The 13,080-nt window shown below is 44.7% G+C and carries 12 protein-coding genes; 9 read left to right on the forward strand and 3 right to left on the reverse strand.

The window, feature by feature from the left end; genetic code table 11:
- Positions 1–3 precede the first annotated feature (3 nt).
- A complete protein-coding gene (locus ASC49_RS16600; RefSeq protein WP_055464365.1) occupies positions 4–1,875 on the reverse strand; it encodes a sensor histidine kinase in 1,872 nt (623 codons plus the stop codon).
- Between the two features lie 384 nt (positions 1,876–2,259).
- Here ASC49_RS16600 and ASC49_RS16605 point away from each other — a divergent pair, with 384 nt between their 5' ends.
- Together ASC49_RS16605 and cydB are read left to right on the forward strand one after the other, a co-directional pair.
- Complete coding sequence (locus ASC49_RS16605) at positions 2,260–3,666, forward strand: cytochrome ubiquinol oxidase subunit I (RefSeq protein ID WP_055464366.1); 1,407 nt, start codon at positions 2,260–2,262, stop codon at positions 3,664–3,666.
- Complete coding sequence (cydB, locus tag ASC49_RS16610) at positions 3,666–4,661, forward strand: cytochrome d ubiquinol oxidase subunit II (protein WP_055464367.1); 996 nt, start codon at positions 3,666–3,668, stop codon at positions 4,659–4,661. Before ASC49_RS16605 ends, cydB begins: the two co-directional genes overlap by 1 nt.
- A 383-nt stretch (positions 4,662–5,044) precedes the next feature.
- On the opposite strand, the gene ASC49_RS16615 is transcribed toward cydB, so the two are convergent.
- On the reverse strand, positions 5,045–5,692 hold the full coding sequence (locus ASC49_RS16615) for a LexA family protein (RefSeq protein WP_055464368.1): 648 nt from the start codon (positions 5,690–5,692) through the stop codon (positions 5,045–5,047).
- A gap of 148 nt (positions 5,693–5,840) precedes the next feature.
- Here ASC49_RS16615 and ASC49_RS19670 point away from each other — a divergent pair, with 148 nt between their 5' ends.
- The 7 genes from ASC49_RS19670 (at position 5,841) to eex (ending at position 9,506) form a co-directional block, all read left to right on the forward strand.
- Positions 5,841–6,059: a transcriptional regulator gene (locus tag ASC49_RS19670; protein ID WP_072242160.1), complete on the forward strand. Its 219-nt coding sequence runs from the start codon at positions 5,841–5,843 to the stop codon at positions 6,057–6,059.
- Between the two features lie 54 nt (positions 6,060–6,113).
- Positions 6,114–6,968, forward strand: a complete 855-nt coding sequence (locus ASC49_RS16620; RefSeq protein WP_055464378.1) for a hypothetical protein — start codon at positions 6,114–6,116, stop codon at positions 6,966–6,968.
- 1 nt (position 6,969) lies between these two features.
- On the forward strand, positions 6,970–7,584 hold the full coding sequence (locus tag ASC49_RS16625) for a DUF6475 domain-containing protein (RefSeq protein WP_055464369.1): 615 nt from the start codon (positions 6,970–6,972) through the stop codon (positions 7,582–7,584).
- Between the two features lie 33 nt (positions 7,585–7,617).
- A complete protein-coding gene (locus ASC49_RS16630; RefSeq protein ID WP_055464370.1) occupies positions 7,618–8,166 on the forward strand; it encodes a lytic transglycosylase domain-containing protein in 549 nt (182 codons plus the stop codon).
- Positions 8,163–8,462: a flagellar transcriptional regulator FlhD gene (locus tag ASC49_RS16635; RefSeq protein WP_055464371.1), complete on the forward strand. Its 300-nt coding sequence runs from the start codon at positions 8,163–8,165 to the stop codon at positions 8,460–8,462. The genes ASC49_RS16630 and ASC49_RS16635 overlap by 4 nt, the downstream gene beginning before the upstream one ends.
- Positions 8,459–8,992 carry a FlhC family transcriptional regulator gene (locus ASC49_RS16640; protein ID WP_055464372.1) on the forward strand — a complete coding sequence of 178 codons (534 nt, stop codon included), beginning with the start codon at positions 8,459–8,461 and terminating at the stop codon, positions 8,990–8,992. Before ASC49_RS16635 ends, ASC49_RS16640 begins: the two co-directional genes overlap by 4 nt.
- An 82-nt stretch (positions 8,993–9,074) precedes the next feature.
- Positions 9,075–9,506 carry an EexR/EexS family entry exclusion protein gene (gene eex, locus ASC49_RS16645; RefSeq protein WP_055464373.1) on the forward strand — a complete coding sequence of 144 codons (432 nt, stop codon included), beginning with the start codon at positions 9,075–9,077 and terminating at the stop codon, positions 9,504–9,506.
- Positions 9,507–9,538: 32 nt separating this feature from the next.
- Here the strand turns inward: eex and ASC49_RS16650 are convergent.
- Positions 9,539–13,080, reverse strand: a 3,542-nt coding sequence (locus ASC49_RS16650) for a conjugal transfer protein TraG N-terminal domain-containing protein (protein ID WP_211262076.1), incomplete at its 5' end; no start/stop codon positions are given.

The following is a 13,080-nucleotide window of genomic DNA, read 5'->3' on the forward strand; positions in this document are numbered from 1 at the left end:
CTCCTACAATTGGCTATTTTGTTGGCAAGGAAATCGACATTCAAAACTTACTGGCCAGCCTAAATCTTCACGGTGTTCTATCTTGCCTTGATGGGCATCCACAATTCGACGAACGATAGCTAGCCCTAAACCACTGCCCCCTGATCGTTTGCTGACAAAGGGGCGGAACAAATCCTCTTGCTCAATACTTGGGTCTAACGCTGGACCATTATTATGGATACGGCAGACTAAATCCTGCCCTTCATAGTGCGCTTCAATGCAAATAGAGCCGTCACTTTGATTGCGAACATAAGCCAAAGCGTTATCAATCAAATTAATAAATACCTGCTGCAAACGATGAGGATCGGCTTGCAATTGAAGACCTTCAGCAACTTGTACTGTCATCAACACTTGCTCAGTATTGAGCACGCTTAGAACGCTTCCTAATAATGGTTTTAAAGACACTGTTTGAAGCTGTAATGTGAGTTTCCCTGAATACACCAGCATATCGCTCACCAGCCTATCGGCTCTTGCAAGCTGCTCTTGTATATGACGGCGCGTATCCGCAGGCGAATTATACGAAGCCATTGAAATGATATTGAGAGGGTTACGGAGTTCATGGGCCATCGCCGCAGAAAGGCTACCGAGTTCCACTAAGTGCTGCTCATCTAGTCGTTTTCGCTCTGCTTCAGCCAATGCCAAAGACCGCTCCAGCGCCTCGCACCGCGTTGCGAACAATGAACTAAAAACGTCTAAGGTCAGTCGCATTCCTGGGCTTAAATCTTCCGTATGGTGTGGCTGAACAAACCAGCCCGACGGTTCTTTTTGCAAGGTTAAATGTAATGCCTCAGAAGTTTTATTACCTGAGAAAGCAATTCGTATAGGTTGTCTTAAATGCTGTGTTAACAATTGCTCACCTTGCGCTATTAGGCCTTCCCAAGAGTCAGCTTTGTTTAGCTCTCGATTCCAGCTTTCCAATATTTGCTCGTTTAAAACCGCACCAGGAAAAACCAAGCGTTCGCTAAACCTTCGAACCCATGGATACACCATGGCAGCAATGAGAAGTACGATTAGAGAATAAAGCCATAGCTGCCAAATCGGCACGCCATTTAAGGCTTGCAGTCCAATTCGACCCGAAAATGCGCCTAAGACAGCAATCACGCACAGCACCACCAACATCATCGCTAACGCAAGCAAGGCTCGGTTAGCAAAGCGGTTTACTGCGAGAATTTGATAACGCACAACACCGTATACCAAGAGCAGCAGATAACTTGGCAGTAACAGCATAGGATAGGGAAATACGTTGATACCAAAAGATGGAAAGACAAAACTGGTTGCCAGTAATAACCCCCAAGCAGCGACACCAAACATGGCGAGTATCGAACGTTTTTTATTACCAGAATGTTGACGCCAACCCACAATCAAAACGACGTGTCCTAGCACGCCAAGCAACACGGTATAACCTAGATTGATTGCCCCAAGTTCGTTAAAAACAAAGAACGGTCGCCCATCCATCAGGGCCACGGTATCGCCTGCGCCAACCCAAATACTGTACAGCACAATCATAATACTGGTGAGATACACCCAGCCAATATGATTGGCTATCGCCGAAAGCCAAGGCCCTTTCGCACTGCCTTCATTTACGAATAGCAGCGCAAAATGTAAGAAGAAAGTCGGCATAAGAGGGTTTGCCAGTAGCAATACCATGCCAAGCGTTTGCAAGTTGTGAAACAGTGCTAAATGCCCAAAACACCATAACGCCATCATAACGGCAAAACCCGCTAACGCTCTTAAATCGGCTTTCCTGTGAGCACGCCACACCAACCATGCTGCGACTAACACGCCACAAACACTGGTCACCCAAACAGACAGTTCAAACGCGTTGAATAATGACAAACGTAAACCTCGTTTACACCTAAGTATCTTGAAAAATCGTAAACCTTGTTTACAACACTTTCAAACATTAATATTTTTTCTTTAATTACAATGAGTTAAAAGACTTCAAAAACTGGCACACAGTTTGCTTTAGATCAATCGCAATGATTTAACTCAATTATCTAATAACTAAACAGTCTCTGAGGTCACCCAATGTTAATGAGTCAATTTTTAACTGATGCCACGGTTTTATTCAGCATTATTGCCATCGCCATCAGCCCCTTAGCACTGCGCCGTCTGATGAGTCGATCCGAAGTAAAAGCCTAGCTTTAACATTTAACTACTTATGTAGTTTTCTATTTTGTTTATGAAGGGAACCCCTTCATCGTTTATACGGATTCGCTTATGGAACTCGATACAGCTTTACTCTCTCGCTTACAGTTCGCGTTTACAGTTAGCTTCCATATTATCTTTCCTAGCATCACAATCGGCCTAGCCACCTTGATCGCAATTTGGGAAGGCCTATGGCTCAAAACGCACGACCCACGTTACTTACAGTTAGCTAAATTCTGGATTAAACCCTTCGCCATTACCTTTGGTATGGGCGTGGTTTCAGGCATTGTGCTGTCCTATGAATTTGGCACGAACTTTTCCAAGTTTTCCGACATTGTCGGGCCTGTCTTAGGGCCATTAATGGCCTATGAAGTGCTCACAGCTTTCTTTTTAGAAGCAGGTTTCTTAGGCGTCATGCTTTTCGGTTGGCAGCGAGTGGGGCGTAAGCTTCACTTCTTCTCAACGGTTACGGTGGCTGTTGGCACATGGATTTCAGCGTTCTGGATTATTGTCGCCAATTCATGGATGCAGACGCCTCAGGGCTACATCATTGTTGATGGGCAATTCCATGTAGCAGATTGGTTTGAAGTCATCTTCAACCCTTCAATGCCCTATCGTTTAATGCACATGCTGCTTGCGTCATTTATTACAGCAACCTTTGTGGTGGCTGGTGTCAGTGCTTATTACCTTTTGAAGAAGCAACACATTCCCTTTGCCAAAAAAGGGTTATCGATGACCATGTGGATTGCTTTGATTCTGACCCCTTTACAAGCCTTTATTGGTGATCAGCATGGTTTAAATGTTCAGGAACATCAGCCAACAAAACTAGCCGCAATGGAAGGTATCTGGCCTGCCCAAGAAGAAAACGTCCCGCTTCTATTGTTTGCTATGCCAAACATGGAAACAGAACAGAATGATTACGAGCTTGGCATACCGCACTTAGGCAGCTTAATTCTGACTCACTCTATGGATGGTGCTGTACAAGGGTTAAAAGCTGTTCCCCCCGAAGATCGCCCTAATGTCCCACTTGTCTTTTGGTCATTTCGCGTCATGGTCGGCCTAGGTTTTGGCATGATTGCCTTGGCTGTAGTCGCTTTATGGCTGCGTAAACGAGGCTCTTTGTACAACCAGAAAGCGTTCCTGACGGCATTGGCGTTGTTTACACCTTCAGGCGTCATTTCCGTCCTTGCAGGTTGGTACGTTGTCGAAGTGGGTCGCCAGCCATGGTTAGTCTATAACCTAGTACGCACCAGCGAAGTGGTGTCACCCCTACCCGCTGAGCGCGTTTTATTTACCTTAATTGGTTTTGTTGTGATCTACACCTTACTACTTGGCGTGTACCTCTACTTTATGCGCAAGCTAGTCAAAAAAGGGCCACCGTCAATGAGTCATCTTGAAGAACAGTTGATTGGCATGAAAGCACCGGGCTATGCATTGGCTTGGGTTAAAAATCTTAAACATGAAGATGGAGCAAAATAATGGACTTAGTATTGTTTTATTTTTTACTCCTAGGTTTTGCTGTACTCATGTATGTATTGCTAGACGGCTTTGATTTAGGAGTTGGCATTCTCTATCCATGGTTTGACCAAGAAGGTGAGCGCGATCATTTAATGCGCTCTATTTCTCATGTATGGGATGGCAATGAAACGTGGCTAGTCTTTGGCGGAGTGGTACTGTTTGCTGCTTTTCCTGCCGCTTACGCGGGGATCTTATCGACTTTTTACCTCCCTATCATTTTGATGCTGTTTGCGTTGATATTTCGTGGAGTGGCTTTTGAATATCGCTTCAAAGCTCATCGCTCCCGCCCTTATTGGGATTTTGCCTTTAGCGCGGGATCGGCGACAGCGGCCTTTTGCCAAGGCCTGATTCTAGGCTCAATCATCCAAGGGGTGAACGCAGAACAGATATCAGAAGCAAGTTGGTATTGGCTGTCACCCTTCTCGATTTTAACTGGCTTTAGTGTCATGGCTGGCTATGCACTACTGGGTGCAAGCTACTTGTATATGAAAAGCCGTAATAGAATCCAACAACACGCGGCCTATTTGGCTAAACGATTAGTCATTATTGTCATGCTAGCGATGCTGATCGTCAGTCTTTGGACAGTGCTATCATCGGATGCCATTCGTGCACGTTGGTTTAGCGGTTGGAACTTCTTGTATTTGAGCCCACTTCCGATCTTAGCGATAGTCTGTGCGATATTGGCGTGGCGCGGACTACAAAATACCGCTCATGAAATACGTCCATTTTGGATGGCGGCAGGGATATTCACCTTAGGTTTTGCTGGACTAGTAGTCAGCTTATTCCCTTACCTACTACCGAATCAGTTAACCATTTGGCAAGCCGCGTCACCGGATACAAGTCTTGAGTTTTTACTGGTCGGCATTGTGATTTTCGTACCTTTAATATTGGCCTATACCCTTTGGGGCTACCGCGTTTTTGCCGGCAAAGTTGAAGACTATCAGGAGGGCTACTAATGGAACGAGAAAGGAAATTAAAATCTTGGCAATGGTTCGCGCTTTTGTATCTAGCAGGCCTAATCACACTCAGCATGGCTGCCTATGGTTTACGCTTTCTGATTAATCATAGCTTTTAGCACTACGCCGAGTTAGGTTTGACGTAGGCCTAGCTTGGCGTGTTTCTTTAAACTTAAGACACAAAAAAGACGTCCAAGGACGTCTTTTTTTGATAATGGCGGTGAGCAAGAGCTCCGGATTGAGGTTGTAACCAATTGATTTATAATAGAAAATACCAAGTCGGTTATTGCAGTCCTACACCGAATCCTACACCCCTACCAAAAACAGAAAAACGTCTTTATTTTCAACAACTTATCAAATAACCCTTATCTTTTCTTAAAACCTCAAAAAAACTCAATTATTGCCTGTTTTACTACCCCAACAATAGTGCAATTCTCATCAATAGGGATCGCCGGATACTGTGGATTGAGCGGCTTCAAAAACATTTTATCGCCATCGAATACTAACTGTTTCAAGGTCGCTTCATTTGAATGTTCTAATCTGGCTACAACAAGTGAGCCGGAAGAAAATGAAGCATCAGGGTCAACTATTACTATGGAGCCTTCAGGAATAGATTTTTTTCCATTCGGGTTCTCCATGCTATCCCCTTTCACTCGAAGTGCGAAGCAACCTTCATGGACTTTCCCAGTAACTTCACGCCACTCCTCTGCGTCCCCATGAGTGATAACCTCCCTAATTTCAGTCCAATGGCCAGCCTGAACCCAGTTAATGAGAGGGATTTTTCCGGTAATCTCAGGGCCAACCGCTACGTTAGATATTCCAAGACCTATTTCACCATCACCTGTAGCAAGCCAATGGGAGCTAATACCAAGAGCTTCAGCAATTTGAGTGGTATAGCGAGACCTAGCGGATTTCCCAGAGCAAATCTGACTGATTGACTGCTGTTTGATTCCTATACGCCTTGCAAGCTCAGATTGAGAAACACTTGTAACTTGCAAAGCATGAATAAGTCGTTCGGATAAAGTATTCATAAGTCCACATTCTACAAAAACAACTGTAGTTTTCAACAATTTTAACTGTTGACTGAATTACAGTTTTAACTGTAGCATTCAGAAAACTCACTGTTTTAATTGTATCAGGAGGCTCTATAAAGTGTTAGAAGAAAGTCGAAGTCATTTGATGCGAGCCATCAATTTACTTGGAGGGCAATCTGCATTAGCACGAGAAATCAACTCAAAGCAGCAAAATGTTTGGTTTTGGCTACATAAATCAGGCCGTGTTCCTGCTGAATTTGTTTTACCAATTGAACGGGCTACCAAAGGGAAAGTAACTAGAACCCAATTAAGGCCAGACCTGTACCCCGAGTGCCACAGCGAGATAAATACCGTGAAATCTTAGGGGTACGAAAGGCAATGATGAGCATTTTACATCTATATGCTAGCGAGTATCACTATGCGTGATTATGGCAAAGTTTATACGCGTTTTTGGCTAAAGCAGAACGTATTGACTTGGAGCGACTCAGCAAAGTTACTCGGGCTTTACCTGCTTACATGCCCACATTGCAATTTGCTCGGCTGTTTTCGATTGCCTATTGGATACGTGGCTTCAGATCTTAACTGGGAAGAGCAACAAGTTACATCAGCACTAAGCGAATTAGAGCAAGATCAATTCCTAATTCGTTGCGAAGTTACTGGTTGGACCTTGATTCGGAGCTTTCTAAAGCATAACCCCATTGAAAACCCAAACCAAGGCAAGGCGGCATTTAGGCTGCTTAAAGACGTACCCTGCGATTTCATTGGTATGGAATCGCTCTTAAAGTCTCTTGCTGTCTTTCAAGCTAGGCTTCCTGAAGAGTTTTCATTATTGCTTATGCCTGATGGCAACCCGGATAGGGACTCTCAACGGTCGGAGGACTCTGAGAGAAGCAATAAAATAACAGTTAAAACTGTTGATTACATACAGTTTGAAGATTTCTGGGAAGAACAAATACGCAAGGAAAAAAAGGCGAAAGCCAAAGAAGAATGGATACGCATGGGACTTAATGAGAATCATGAACTCGCGCTGGAAGTGCTAACTCGGTGGAAAGAGCAACGAACGAATCGATTGCAATACCAAGATAGGACTAAAACACCAATGCCACACAACTGGCTTTTAAACAGACAATGGGAAGATGAATACGTTCGTATTGATGATGTACAGCAATTACCTACAAATCTAAAAGGCATCAACCAACAACTTAACTTAGAAGATAACAATCGTCGTATTGCTGAAAACTGGGCTGGTCATAGCTTTCGGGAGGTTCGTTAGGATGATAGATAATGATAAACGTGAGTTTGCAGAAATTTGGGGGGCAGCTTGGGCAATGTATGGCAAGAGCGTATCCCCACAATTACTGTCCATTGCTTTTGAAGCACTTCGTGCATACAGCATTGAGGAAGTCCGAATAGGTTTAACTCGCCATATTCAATCACCTGACACCGGACAGTTTTTTCCTAAACCCGCAGATATCATTAAACACATAGACGGTAATTCTAAATCTAAAGCTCTGATTGCATGGCATAAGGTTGACAAAGCGATTCGGCAAATTGGTGCTTGGACGTCAGTTATGTTCGACGACGCGCTTATCCATAAAGTGATTTCAGATATGGGAGGTTGGTGTGAACTTTGTAAAGTCGATGACAAAGAATATCCCTTCAGGCAAAAAGATTTTTTAACCCGATACCAATCATACTTGTTACGAAATGATGTTGGTGACTACCCAAGACTACTTACTGGCATAGCTGATCAGCAGAATCATCAAAAAGGCTTCGCCATGCAAAGACCAATTGCTGTAGGTGAAACAAAGGAGGCCTCGCAAGTTTATGCCAAAGGTTTAGCCAATTTCAATTCAGTACCAATGAAACGAATAAGTGAAAAGAAGTAAGTGCACTTCTAGATAGCCCATCTGAGGTCAATTATGAAATCAAGTAACAAAATAATAACTGCCCTACTCATAACTGCATCTTTAAGCACCTCAGTCTCTGCGTTCCCAGGATATCAATGGGAGAAGACTGCACGTTCTGTTGGTATAGACCCACTTATTCTCTATTCAGTTGCTTTAGCGGAATCGGCCACTGATCGAGGACTTAATATGACAAGCCCTTGGCCTTATGCGATTAGAAACGGTTCAAGCTCAATCTATGCAAAAACAAAATCTGAAGCAGAAAAAGTATTGCAAAAAGCACTTCAGCAAGGTGACGAGTACAAACTAGATGTTGGGCTTATGCAAATAAACCTTCATTGGCACGGAAAACGCGTCCAGTCCCCCAAAGAACTGTTAGACCCGTTAACGAATCTTAGCGTCGGCTCCAGTATTTTAGCTGATGCGATAAGTTCTTCACCCGACGATTTAGAACTAGGTATAGGACGCTACCATAGTTGGAATGAAGAACGTGCTCGCTGGTATGGGCAAAGAGTGCTTTCAATTTATCGAAATCTTCTAAATGAGCTGGAGGTCCGTCAATGACAACCAATCAACAAGACTTCTATCAACTAAATTTGGCATATCTTCATGCAGCAAGAGAGTTAGCAAGAATAGATCCTCAAGAGGCCACACTGCGATTTGGACTTTCACGCGATGTTATAGATGCACTTGTAGAAGCAGGAGTAGATGATCTGCAACGAGTAGCCACATCTTCATTCTTACTATTTCAGCCTAGAGGGAATCAGAACCAATTAATAGAAATGGTCAAAAGCAAAGGCTTAGGTATCCCAAGAATTGCATACCTTTTATCGACATTAAACAATAAGGTGGACGCATGATTGATAGCTTAAACAAAAGTGAACTATTTGCCCGCGCTTCGTTACTTATAAAGTATGGTTTTCGGACTACCATTATCGCACTCGATACAGGTTTGCCAACACATACCATAAGAAGACTTTATAAAGAAGTAACAGGCAAGTCACCTGGCCCCGGCCAATTACCAGAATCTGACGCTATAGTAAAAAACAGGAGGGCTTTGGTAGAAGGATCTTTATTGATGGCTTTGTACGTCAGTATTGGTGGCGAAAGTGTCTACCAGAAATTAAATATTGATGCGCTAATGAAAGCATATGATGCTTATGTTGTTGCTAGAGCTGAGGCCGATCTTCCTGCTGATCGCCCTTGGAAAAAATTAACAATAAATGAAGGCTGGGTTCTAGCACGGGACTTAAGATCAAAGCTTGCTTCTTTACACCGATGCCGTTGCGGCAGTCTATATTTAACCGTCTCGCAACAACGGATTCAGCTTAAATGTCCAGTCTGTGACCTTGTAGCAGAACACAATTGTAAAACACTTTGTGTGAGCTAATTTATAAATTGATGTCTTGGGACACCATGAACACTTTTATTGGTACAAAAATCTAACACTACACGTTGAGAAATGAGTTACGATGAACAGCCTACTAAAGTCTTTACCAGCACGCTGCTGGTTAATATCACTTGTGCTTTTGCTGACCACTCTGGCAACTGCTCATTTTTTACCTTCAAATACCTTAACGCAGACTGCCAAGTTAGCTGCTTTAGCATTTCTGTTCTGCACCGTCGTTTTTTTCAGCTACTTGGGATTCAAAGCGACCTGTAACCCCAGCGGCCTTATTGCCATCATCACGATGCTTGTAGCAATCGGATATTGGCAAGCGAGTTGGGCAATTGTTGGTTTGGGACTCTTTTTCATAGCTATTTGTACTGGAATTAGATTCTTGAGCAGCCAAGTTAAAGATTCAGGTAGAACTTTGAGTATTGAAGAAAAATGGTATTGGTATAAGCTCCATTCGTTTTTTGATGGCTTTTATCCAAGGTATCCCAAAAAGCCAAAAAAATAGCCAGCTCACCACAAGCTGGCTACCTTCTATTTTCAGTTCCTTCCTGATGCCTGGTTATAGGCCCTAATATCGATCAAGTTGTTCTGAGCATAACCTCCCGCAAGGGATGCATTTGAGATCACCGCTATCTGCTTATCCACAAATGCTTTATCTTCTTCGGACACACTGTCAGGGATGTAAGCGCCACTCTCATCCTTTTGACGATACTCATTTAGCATTTGCTCCCTTAGACCTAGCATTTCAGGCGACCAACTCGATGAGTCTTCAGAGTTGAATACGCGCCCCGCCAAACCTTCATTGAAAGCTTGAGCGAACACTTGACTTTGAATCGGGGTCAATCCCATTCTCTGCCCCTCACTGTATGCTTCCTGTTTGAAATCATCGGCATACTTTTCTAAAAACTCACCATATCGATTATTAACGGCCGCACCAAATGCCCCCGCCAACATGGCTTCAGACTTAGTGCCCCAGTTTACTTCGGAGGCATACTGCGAACTCGATCCACTGTATGCATCATTAAACGCCGTCAAAGGATTTTCAAAAGAGGTTCCGGCATCAACGGCTGCTTTTAAGCCATCCCAGGTTGATTTACTGGCCACCGTAGCATTGTGCAAGAAACCTCGTGAGCCAGGATCTTCAAGCGCCTGCTCCTTGTAACTCTCATAATCTTCGCCAAAATGATTCAAGGTATGCAGTGCTGCATCAGTATGCTTGCCACTGAAATCACCAATAGCACTGGCGCTGTTGAAGAACATTTCAGCACCAGAGACTCCGCTATCATCAGCCATAATGCGAGATCGCCACTGAGAGCCAGCTTCACTGTTTAGTCCAGATTGATAGGTACTTGTGTCAGAAACTACGGCCTGCTGGGCTTGTTGCTGATGCGCATTCAGCTGTCCATCAACACCAGACAAATTAGTTTGGTAAGCAGATTGAGCCGAATTGAACTGAGTTTGAACAGTTGCAGCATCCTCGTAGCCGCCTAATACACCCGATTCCACTTGGCTTTGAGTGCCACCAAAAGTAGGTGCAGTTGATGACATGCCTTCATTAAAACGCGGCTGAATTGATCGTAAATCGGCTCCGGTAGCCATGGCCATAACAGTCATTGCTGCTTGATAATCATTGTCGCGTTCAGCGGGTGTTGAAGAGTTGCTATAGGTTAAAGACTCCATAGCTGCAGCCACATACGCCTGATTATCATCAGGTAGCAAGCGCTGATACATTGGAAGGTTTTCACGTAATCGGTTACCGGCTTCAACATGCTGGTTCATATAGCGACCTAAATAATCCATGACTTCAGGATTATCCGCTGCTAATCGAGTTAACGTCGCACCATCCGTGTTCCTTTGTCCTGATAGACTGTAGCTGGCCTGATCAAGCTCACTAAAGCGGTTTGATGCCGTGATAACGTCTTGTGCTGAACTCTGAAGTGACTGATAGTCTTGATTAGACAACGACATCTCAACGCCAGAACGTCTTGAATCTGAAAGGTCCTTAACCATTGCATCGCGATACTCAGCACGTCGTGAATCACTCGATGCCAAGCTGTGCATCTCCCCAGTGAGCGTATTTGCGGTCGTAGACCGAGAACTGCCTTCTGACGACTCAACTTGGCCACTAAAGTTACCACCTAGATCCAACCCAGCTCGTACCCTTGATAGTTTTGGTACACGAGATGAATCTGGCTTATCAACTCCAGGCAAATTACCCTGTGGAGAATCATTGCCGCCAGTACCAAGAAGCCTCCCAAGAAAACCCTTATCAGCAACCTCTTTCTCACCGGGATTAGTAATAGTTCCATCACCACCAACCCTAAGGCCTCCCGATAACACGCCAGATACCAAGCCACGTACAGCGTCTTTTTTATCGTCTCCGAAACCATACCGTGTTTGCAGGTCATCAGTAACCTGATTAACAACGGCGCTAGATGAGGAATTAGAAGAACCGATCTGACGTCCAACCGAAGAAAGGTTGTCGTAACTTAGCTTTTCACCAAAGGTTCGACTCATGGTATTGCCAACCTGACGGCTAAAGGCTTGAGTTGCCTGAGTCATGGATTCTTTTGCAGAGCCGACCATTGAACCCACTGCGTTTCCGACAGAGAAACTGCTCAGTAGGTTTGACGCGCCGGTCATAGCAGAACCAGTGAGGGCTGAATTTTGGAACATTGACTGTGATTGCATCACCGGGGCATTTTTCGCGACATCTGGACTTGCCATCTTTTCATCAATGGCATCACCGTTTTGAAGACGTCCAGCCAAGTGGGTAGCGGTTATTGCTGAGCCATAAACGAGCATGAGCGAAATAGCCGGAACACTCGACGCCAACATGCCGCCAGTAGCTATCCAGGTTTGCAGCACTGAATCCATCTGCATCATCCCAGCAAAAGATGGCACTTCCGTACCTGCAAAGGCATCAAGCGCCGACATTTTCCCAGCAACAGTTAAATGGATATATAGGTTAATGATGGCCATGACAGGCATCCAAAGTTGAATCCAAAGCAGGATTAACAAGTACTTCCCGGCCATTCGCATCCCGATTTGGCCAAGAGCAATCACAAAGGCCATCAAAGGGGTGATGGCGTAAATGAACCCCTCAAAAAACGTCATCATCGGACGAACGATACTTTGGAACAGGGTCTGCTCCGCCGCCCATTGCGTATTGCGCTGCTCAATCGCTTGATTAACCATAACGGCTGCGGTGAAAGCTTGATCATCCATATACTTGCCCGTCACGCTTTGCTCATAAATAGGCAAAAGCACCGACGCGGTCATGTACTCTTGGGTGTTAACCGAAGCCAAACCAAGGTTATTCAGCGCATTTCGGATCACGTCATCAGTGTCCGTTGCTGACGAAGTCCCCAATGAGGCTGACAGAACCTGTTTAAGCCTTGGAATGAAGGTTGATTCTGTCATGAGTTTCAGTTGGCTATAGGCATCGGTGCAGTCCAGATCGCTACTACTACCACTGAGCATGATGCGAGTGCCATAAATGCGCGAATCAAACTTAATCGCAGTCATCGGGTTAGGATCACTCAGCACCTGATCGAGGTTCTTTTGGCCAATGTCGATACCAATCAAGGTGCACTCTTTGATGTAGTTAAACCACGATTGCTCGATGTCCGAACCGGCGACACGATTTGCATCACCCAAACCAGAGCGATCCATCACCTGTTTTCTCACTTTAATCAGTGACTGTAAACTGGATGCAAAGCCGTATTCCGTCATGGCGGGAGTTGAGAACGCCGTTTCAAACAATCGCGTGACTTGAAAGCCAACAGTCGAAATCGTACTGCCTGCGGCAGCAACACCGATGGGCACATTATCAACCACTCGAACTTGTCCCGTGTACGCATCCTCAATGCTCACTCGGGTACTGGGCCCAAACATGGTTGCAAAGACTAGCCATGAGACTAAAACGTGTTGAAAGTTAATCCCACGACCACCTTGCATTAAGGCCTGAACAGAGACCATCAATACCCCAATGAGCAAGCCAATCCGAACCATTGAAGTAAAATCGCCTGTACCAGTGATCATCGCGACAGCGTTCAGGACCTGCTCTAAAAAAGCCG

Source organism: Marinomonas fungiae, assembly GCF_001418205.1.
Lineage (GTDB): Bacteria > Pseudomonadota > Gammaproteobacteria > Pseudomonadales > Marinomonadaceae > Marinomonas > Marinomonas fungiae.

What these genes read in the sequence shown, in the direction of transcription:
- ASC49_RS16630 (WP_055464370.1), top strand. Translation starts at nt 7,618, where the DNA reads ATGAAATCAAGTAACAAAATAATAACTGCCCTACTCATAACTGCATCT.
- ASC49_RS16605 (WP_055464366.1), top strand. Translation starts at nt 2,260, where the DNA reads ATGGAACTCGATACAGCTTTACTCTCTCGCTTACAGTTCGCGTTTACA.
- cydB (WP_055464367.1), top strand. Translation starts at nt 3,666, where the DNA reads ATGGACTTAGTATTGTTTTATTTTTTACTCCTAGGTTTTGCTGTACTC.
- ASC49_RS16635 (WP_055464371.1), top strand. Translation starts at nt 8,163, where the DNA reads ATGACAACCAATCAACAAGACTTCTATCAACTAAATTTGGCATATCTT.
- ASC49_RS16640 (WP_055464372.1), top strand. Translation starts at nt 8,459, where the DNA reads ATGATTGATAGCTTAAACAAAAGTGAACTATTTGCCCGCGCTTCGTTA.
- eex (WP_055464373.1), top strand. Translation starts at nt 9,075, where the DNA reads ATGAACAGCCTACTAAAGTCTTTACCAGCACGCTGCTGGTTAATATCA.
- ASC49_RS16625 (WP_055464369.1), top strand. Translation starts at nt 6,970, where the DNA reads ATGATAGATAATGATAAACGTGAGTTTGCAGAAATTTGGGGGGCAGCT.
- ASC49_RS19670 (WP_072242160.1), top strand. Translation starts at nt 5,841, where the DNA reads ATGCGAGCCATCAATTTACTTGGAGGGCAATCTGCATTAGCACGAGAA.
- ASC49_RS16620 (WP_055464378.1), top strand. Translation starts at nt 6,114, where the DNA reads ATGCGTGATTATGGCAAAGTTTATACGCGTTTTTGGCTAAAGCAGAAC.
- ASC49_RS16615 (WP_055464368.1), bottom strand. Translation starts at nt 5,692, where the DNA reads ATGAATACTTTATCCGAACGACTTATTCATGCTTTGCAAGTTACAAGT.